Origin of the sequence: Sphingomonas sp. NPDC019816, assembly GCF_050274375.1 — a bacterium.
Taxonomy (GTDB): Bacteria; Pseudomonadota; Alphaproteobacteria; order Sphingomonadales; family Sphingomonadaceae; genus Sphingomonas.
Genome location: NZ_JBNNOB010000167.1, coordinates 1 through 6,406 on the forward strand (window position 1 = coordinate 1; position 6,406 = coordinate 6,406).

Consider the following 6,406-nt stretch of genomic DNA (forward strand, 5'->3'; position numbering starts at 1 on the left):
TCCTCCTCGAATTCCTTCGTGAAACGTCGCTGCTTCGTCATCGAGTTCGCCTTTCACCTCAAGGGAACTCTCCACTTTTCCGGGGCAAGTCCAGAATGACTTTCTCGTCTTCGGGGTGACAGCCATTGTGTCCTTCCTTGCAGGATCGGTGATGCACAGCGCAGGCTGGGTCGTGATCAATTGGGCCATCCTGCCCGCGCTGGCGCTCATGCTGGTGCCATTGGTCTGGCAGGCGTCACGAGCGAAAGTCGCCCCCTGACCTTGTCGTCCTTGGAGAGGAGCCTCATCTCGTGCATATGAACATGTCCACATATGTCGAATGCATGCTGCCAAGAGTGAGATCGAAATGTCTGACGTCCATGAACATACAGGCCCGGACGTGGGGGATGCGCATCTCCGCCTATCGAGCCATGAGATGACTATTCTGGCCGAGACCTTTCGTTTGCTCGGCGATCCGACCCGTCTGCGGATATTGCTGTTTTGCCTGAATGTGCCCAAGGCGGTTGGCGACATTGCAGAAAGCCTCGGTCTTTCCCAGACGCTCGTAAGCCACCATCTGCGGCTACTGCGTGGTGCCCGACTGGTGCGGGGCGAGCGACAGTCTCGCCAGGTTTTCTATCAGGTAGCCGATGCGCATGTCAGTGACATGCTGATCGATATGGCATCCCATATCGGTGAGGATCACAGCGAGGACTGAATCGGCCGTTTGGATGGCCCAGACGCGCGTCAACTCGAGCTTTCTAGCTGGCGCGCGTCTGGGCCGCACTTGAAGCCTTCCCGAACACAGTCCTGAAAGTCCGGGGCAGCCTCAAGAGCATCGCGGCGAGGATCGTTGAAAATCCGCGCGTGCGATCTCTGTCAGAACCAGACCCGAACACCGGCGACGAGATTGAAACCTCCGGTGTCCTCGCCGGCAGCGCGAGCAATTCTGGCCGTCTCGCCGAATTTTCGTTCCCACGCCACACCCACATAGGGCGCAAACTCGCGGACAATCTCGTATCGAACCCGCAGCCCGAGCTCGGCATTGACCAGACCCGACCCGATCCCTTCCGCGCGCATATCCTGCGCGGAAAGGTTCACCTCGGCGCGTGGCTGCGCGACCAGGCGCTGCGTGATACGCTGATCATAATAGCCCTCGATCCTGCCCAGGAGATCGCCTTTGTCCGAGACGAAGGCCGCGCCCTCGATCTCAAACCAGTAGGGGGCCAAGCCTTCAAAGCCGATGACGGCGTATGTGCGCGAAGGCTCTGGTCGGATGTCCTGCCGTACGCCTGCTTGCAGATTGAAGTAGGGGCCAATCGCGCGGCTGTAGAGAGCCTGGACCTCGGCGCCCTCCAGACCGCCACCGAAATCACCTTCGCCTTCAGATTTGACCGTCAGCCGGTTGATGTCCCCGCCGAACCAGGCCTCTCCATCCCAATGATAGCCTTCCTTGCCATCGCGGATCTGGATCTCGGCGAGATTGAGCATGACCTGTGAATAGGACATCCCGCCATGCTCTTTCATCATGGCGTTCCGAACAGGCTTCATCGCATCGCGACCCCAGACCCGATCTGCATAATCTGCGTCGGGCGCTGCTGGCGCCGGTGCATTGCCGGCTGGAAGCGCAGTCCCCGACTGCTCCACCGATGGCATAACGGGAGCGGCCGCCTTCGGGGTGCAATGACCCATTGCCGCATGTTCGGGCGGGCAGGAGGGGTCTGAAGATGTCGCTGACGGGGGTGGTCCAGCTGACGAATCTTCGTCACCTTCCTGCGTGTCGGGCGCCGGTGTACAATGGCCCATCGCCGCATGCTCCGGGGCGCAGACAGGCTGCTTGCGGACTTTGACCTCGGGCGCCGAAGCAGGGACAAGCGGGTCCTTTTTCGCTTCGGCCGGGGCGGGTTTGCAGTGCCCCATGGCGGCATGTTCCGGAGAACATGCCGTCGCCCCCGTCTTGCTTGTCGCGTCCGGTCTATCTGCGGCCGACGCGGGCGCGCTTTGATGCTGAGAATGATCCATGGACTGAGCGCCCGCCGGGCTGGCGAGCGCCAGGACCGACGCCGCACTCAGGAATGCCAGGGTTTTCATGCTCGCAACTCGTTCATATGGCTGAGCCAGGCACTTGGCTTGCCTTTGGCGGCACCGGCAGGCTTGGGTGTGCAATGACCCATGGCGGCATGCTCGGGCGGGCAGGATGGATCGCTCTTCGCAGGCGCCTGGCGCGAAGGCGCAGGCGCTTTGCGTGGCTTCGCCGTGGGCTTGGCCGAGGGCCGGGACGGCGCTTTCCTGGCATCTGCCCGGGTGTTGCCATGCTGACTGTGGTCCATTGTTTGGGCAGCCAGCGGCGCGCTCAAAGCCAGGATCGAGGTTGCGAACAGAGAGATGAGGATTTTCATGCGGCCGTTCCTTCGCGGGGGCGCACGGAGACGATCTGCATCATCCCTGCGTGCATGTGATAAAGCATGTGGCAATGAAACGCCCAGTCGCCCACGGCGTCAGTCGTCACGTCGAACGTCACGGTGCCGCCGGGTTGCACCTGGACGGTATGTTTGCGCGGGGCGTAGGCGCCGTGGCCGGTGACCAGCTCAAAGAAATGTCCATGCAGATGGATGGGGTGCCCCATCATTGTATCGTTGACCAACGTGATGCGGACCCGCTCGTCCTTGAGAAACGGGATGGGCTTTTTCACTTCGCTCAGTTTGACGCCGTCGAACGCCCACATGTAACGTTCCATATTGCCGGTCAGATGGATCCGCATCGATCGGTCCGGCGCTCTTACGTCGGGGTTGCGCTCGACCGCCATGAGATCGCGGTAAACCAGCACCTTGTGGCCGACATCCTTGAGCCCTTGGCCTGGTTCGCCCGTTCGGTCGATCGGCATCGGCGATATCGTCTGAACCGTCGGTGTGTCCTTGACCTCGGGTGCCATCGACATGTCGCGCATCGAATGCTTCATGCCGCCGGTGCCGTGGCTCATCGTCGGTTGGTCCATTGCCGCCGCGTCGCCGGCGGGCTTGCAATGTCCCATCGCCGCATGTTCCGGCGGGCAAGCAGCATCTTTGCCGCTCGAGGGCATGGCCGAATGATCCATGCTGGACATACCCGCCATATCGCCCATCCCCATGTCTTTCATGTCGGCTAAGGGACGCTTGCGCAGCGGCGGAACAATTGCGGCCATGCCCTCGCGCGGAGCAAGGGTGGCGCGCGCCATCCCCGAGCGATCGACACTCTCGCCAACGATCGTATAGGCACGGTCGTCTGCCGGCTCGACGATCACGTCATAGGTCTCGGCAACCGCTACCTGAATTTCGTCGACGCTCACCGGACGAACCGGGAGACCATCTGCCTGCACCACCGTCAGCTTCAAACCGGGAATCCGGAAGTTGAACGTCGTCATCGCCGAGGCGTTGATAATGCGCAGGCGTATGCGCTCGCCCGGATGAAACAGCCCCGTCCAGTTGTCCCGAGGGCCATGGCCGTTCACGAGATAGGTGTAGGTGCTGCCCGTTACGTCTGAAACATCGGTCGGGTCCATGCGCATCGCGCCCCAGGCAAGCCGATCCTTGCCGCTCTGGTCACGGCCAGCGAGCTGGCCAGCCAGCGTCTGCTTCTGGAAATTGAAGTAGCCTCCTTGCTGCTTGAGCTTGCGGAAGATCGTATGCGGGTGAAGCGGGCTGTGGTCGGACAGGACCAGAACATGCTCGCGGTCGGACTTGATCGGGTCCTCGCCGGCGGGGTCGATCACGATCGGGCCATAATGGCCCAGCTGTTCCTGCAGACCCGAATGGCTGTGATACCAATAGGTCCCCGACTGAACGATCGGGAATTCGTAGGTGAAGGTCGACCTGGGCTTGATCCCGGGGAAACTCACGCCTGGAACGCCGTCCATCTGGAAGGGGAGGATCAGCCCGTGCCAGTGGATCGAGCTGTCCTCGTCCAGTGCATTTTCAACATGGAGGCGGACCTTCTGTCCTTCCCGCAGCCGAACAAGCGGCGCGGGCACTGTGCCGTTGATGCCGATCGCATGGCTCATCCGGCCATCGATCGTCATCATCTGCGCAGCGATCTTCAGATGGATTTCATCGCCGGACACTGTCGGGAGTGGCCGCACGATACCGGCGGACACGGGTTGGGCCCAGGCAGGAAACCAGCTGGCGAGCGCAGCCGTTCCTCCCAAAGCCGCGCTTCCCCGAAGGAGGGCACGGCGGTCGATCAAATCAGTCATGTCGCCTCTCAAGTCCCTCAGAGGGGATAAAACGACATACCTTGTCCACCTTCCCATCATGGTAAGGTCAAGCTCTTTCTCGCGAACGCAATCTGGCAATGTGTTCGATCGCCATGAAGCAGCGAACCCGTTCTGATCACGCCGCTTCCGAGACACCAAAAAGGTGCGCTTGCGTCGCGAGCGATTTATTACGATAAGTAAGTTACGAATCGTAATATGAGTTTGTTCCGGTGGTGAAGTTGTCCGCGGCGGATCGCCGCAATGCCCTACTCGACGCTGCATGGTCGTATGTTGCCGAGCACGGCGTGCATGCTCTGACGCTGGCCGAGGCGGCCGAGCGGGGAGGGGTCTCCAAGCCGATTGCCTATAACCATTTCCAGAGCCGGGCAGGGCTGCTCTGCGCGCTCTATGATCGCTACTATACCGGCCATATCGAGGAGCTGACCAAGGCCCTCGAGCGCGCAGCTACGGTCGAGGAGGCGGCTAAAGTCATCGCCCAGGCCTATGTCGATTGCGTCGAGCAGTCAGGGCCTGTGGCAGCGGCGCTGGCTGGCGCTCTGAGTGGCGGCGCCGAAATGGAAACCATGCGCCGGGACTGCGATGATCGCTATGTCGGCCTTTGCGTTGCGACGCTCGAGTCTCGCGCTGCACGTCCCATCCATTTTGCCTCGGTCGTAGCCTTTGTCGGCGCCGCCGCATCGCTCTCGAACGAGGTGCAGCGCGGCCGCATTTCGAAGAAGGAAGCGGTCGATCATCTTGCCGGTCTACTCGCCTCGGCGGTGACCTGACGACGTTCAAGACAGAAAAGAGGATCTGACGATGAAAGTGCAACTCCCTTTGATGGTGATCGCAATGGGTCTGGCGCTGCCGGCGAATGCTCAGCAAATGGGCGATGAAAAAGTGAACCTGGCCCTGCCGGGAATCAGCTTCACCCGATCGCTTAATCAGGCGGCAAGATCCGCGAAGGTTGAAGGAGGAATGATCTCGCTGGCGAGCGAGGGCGGGCGTGACAATTTCCGCGATCCCGACGGCAAGCTGTCGAACAACACTGCGCCGGTTCTCCTGGCAGAAGTCGATAATGCCAAGTCCTGGACGTTGTCAGGTTTGGTGACCCCGTCGTTCAACGCTACCTACGACGCCGGCACCTTCTACATATGGGTCGATGATGCCCACTGGCTCAAAATGGCGATGGAGCGTGATGAGCGGGGACGGGTTCGCATCGTCAGCGTCCGCACGAACGACACCTCCGATGACAACAATCATGATGTTGTGACAGCGCCGAATGTCTGGATGAAAATCTCTTCGGATACGAAAACGGTCGGGTTCTACTATTCGACGGACCAGAAGAGCTGGCAGCTGATCCGCTTGTTCAAAAATGACTATCCTCAGAAGCTGTGGGTGGGCGTGAGCGCGCAATCGCCGCAGGGCAAGGGATCTGTGACCCAGTTCCGGGACCTGACCCTGACCAAGACCAGCATTTCGGATTTTCGCCTCGGCCTCTGACGGCGCAAAATCGACCCGGGAAAGACAACGACAATGAAGATTCTCATCGTTGGGGCTAACGGCCTCATGGGACAGGCTGCGCTCAAAGGCCTCGCCCACCACGACGTCGTGACCGCCAGCCGCTCTGGCTCGACATGCGATCACCAAGTGGACATTACCAACACGGCATCTATCCGAGCGCTGTTTGAAAAGGTCGGACAAGTCGATGCCGTGATCTGCGCCGTTGGCCACTGCGAGTACGCGCCCTTCGTGACCATGACCGATGATCAATGGCGCGTAACCATCGAAAGCAAGCTGCTCGGGCAGATCAACCTGGTGCGTGTAGGCTGTGACTATGTCGCTGACTGCGGCTCGTTTACCCTCATTTCCGGGATCTTGAATATCAAGCCCGTTCCCGAGGCGATCGCGGATGCGACGACCAGCGGCGCGATCGACACATTCGTGCGCTGCGTCGCGCACGAAATGCCGCGCGGCATACGGATCAACGTGGTCAATCCGACCGTCCTCGAGGAGGCGTGGGACGTCTATGGTGCCATGATGCCGGGCTTCGAGCCGGTTCCGGGCGCGCTCGTGGGGAAGGCATTTCAACGGTCGGTCGAAGGGTTCATATCCGGTGAGGGGTGACTACACGAAAGTGACGTATCTGCACGGAAAGGGCGAACGGATAGCGAACGTCACGCGGCAAGTAGGGAGTTG

8 protein-coding genes are annotated in these 6,406 nt (G+C 60.7%); 4 read left to right on the forward strand and 4 right to left on the reverse strand.

Going from position 1 to position 6,406, the window contains the following annotated elements:
* Positions 1-210: hypothetical protein (locus tag ACQKJZ_RS17220; protein WP_427732690.1), on the reverse strand; the 210-nt coding region annotated here is incomplete at its 3' end.
* A gap of 205 nt (positions 211-415) precedes the next feature.
* Here ACQKJZ_RS17220 and ACQKJZ_RS17225 point away from each other — a divergent pair.
* Entirely contained in the window at positions 416-697 is a 282-nt protein-coding gene (locus ACQKJZ_RS17225; RefSeq protein ID WP_037445127.1) for an ArsR/SmtB family transcription factor, read from the forward strand.
* Between the two features lie 161 nt (positions 698-858).
* Here ACQKJZ_RS17225 and ACQKJZ_RS17230 read toward each other — a convergent pair whose 3' ends face one another.
* Genes ACQKJZ_RS17230 through ACQKJZ_RS17240 form a run of 3 tightly spaced genes read right to left on the reverse strand, consistent with a single transcriptional unit; the run spans position 859 to position 4,207 of the window.
* On the reverse strand, positions 859-2,070 hold the full coding sequence (locus tag ACQKJZ_RS17230; protein WP_037445092.1) for a copper resistance protein B: 1,212 nt from the start codon (positions 2,068-2,070) through the stop codon (positions 859-861).
* Positions 2,067-2,378, reverse strand: coding sequence for a hypothetical protein (locus ACQKJZ_RS17235; protein ID WP_125445810.1), 312 nt, complete (start codon positions 2,376-2,378; stop codon positions 2,067-2,069). Before ACQKJZ_RS17235 ends, ACQKJZ_RS17230 begins: the two co-directional genes overlap by 4 nt.
* Positions 2,375-4,207 (reverse strand): copper resistance system multicopper oxidase, encoded by a 1,833-nt coding sequence (locus ACQKJZ_RS17240; RefSeq protein WP_037445095.1) that lies wholly within the window; start codon positions 4,205-4,207, stop codon positions 2,375-2,377. The genes ACQKJZ_RS17235 and ACQKJZ_RS17240 overlap by 4 nt, the downstream gene beginning before the upstream one ends.
* A 230-nt stretch (positions 4,208-4,437) precedes the next feature.
* Between ACQKJZ_RS17240 and ACQKJZ_RS17245 the strand changes: the two genes are divergently transcribed.
* The 3 genes from ACQKJZ_RS17245 to ACQKJZ_RS17255 are packed head-to-tail and all read left to right on the forward strand — an operon-like array spanning position 4,438 to position 6,334.
* Positions 4,438-4,995, forward strand: coding sequence for a TetR/AcrR family transcriptional regulator (locus tag ACQKJZ_RS17245; protein WP_037445098.1), 558 nt, complete (start codon positions 4,438-4,440; stop codon positions 4,993-4,995).
* 31 nt (positions 4,996-5,026) lie between these two features.
* Positions 5,027-5,710, forward strand: coding sequence for a DUF1349 domain-containing protein (locus tag ACQKJZ_RS17250; RefSeq protein WP_048938673.1), 684 nt, complete (start codon positions 5,027-5,029; stop codon positions 5,708-5,710).
* A 33-nt stretch (positions 5,711-5,743) separates the two neighbouring features.
* A complete protein-coding gene (locus tag ACQKJZ_RS17255; RefSeq protein WP_427732695.1) occupies positions 5,744-6,334 on the forward strand; it encodes a short chain dehydrogenase in 591 nt (196 codons plus the stop codon).
* The last annotated feature ends 72 nt before the right edge of the window (positions 6,335-6,406 follow it).

Excerpts from the sequence above, each read along its gene's own strand:
- ACQKJZ_RS17250 (WP_048938673.1), top strand. The coding sequence starts at position 5,027 with ATGAAAGTGCAACTCCCTTTGATGGTGATCGCAATGGGTCTGGCGCTG.
- ACQKJZ_RS17235 (WP_125445810.1), bottom strand. The coding sequence starts at position 2,378 with ATGAAAATCCTCATCTCTCTGTTCGCAACCTCGATCCTGGCTTTGAGC.
- ACQKJZ_RS17255 (WP_427732695.1), top strand. The coding sequence starts at position 5,744 with ATGAAGATTCTCATCGTTGGGGCTAACGGCCTCATGGGACAGGCTGCG.
- ACQKJZ_RS17230 (WP_037445092.1), bottom strand. The coding sequence starts at position 2,070 with ATGAAAACCCTGGCATTCCTGAGTGCGGCGTCGGTCCTGGCGCTCGCC.
- ACQKJZ_RS17225 (WP_037445127.1), top strand. The coding sequence starts at position 416 with ATGACTATTCTGGCCGAGACCTTTCGTTTGCTCGGCGATCCGACCCGT.
- ACQKJZ_RS17240 (WP_037445095.1), bottom strand. The coding sequence starts at position 4,207 with ATGACTGATTTGATCGACCGCCGTGCCCTCCTTCGGGGAAGCGCGGCT.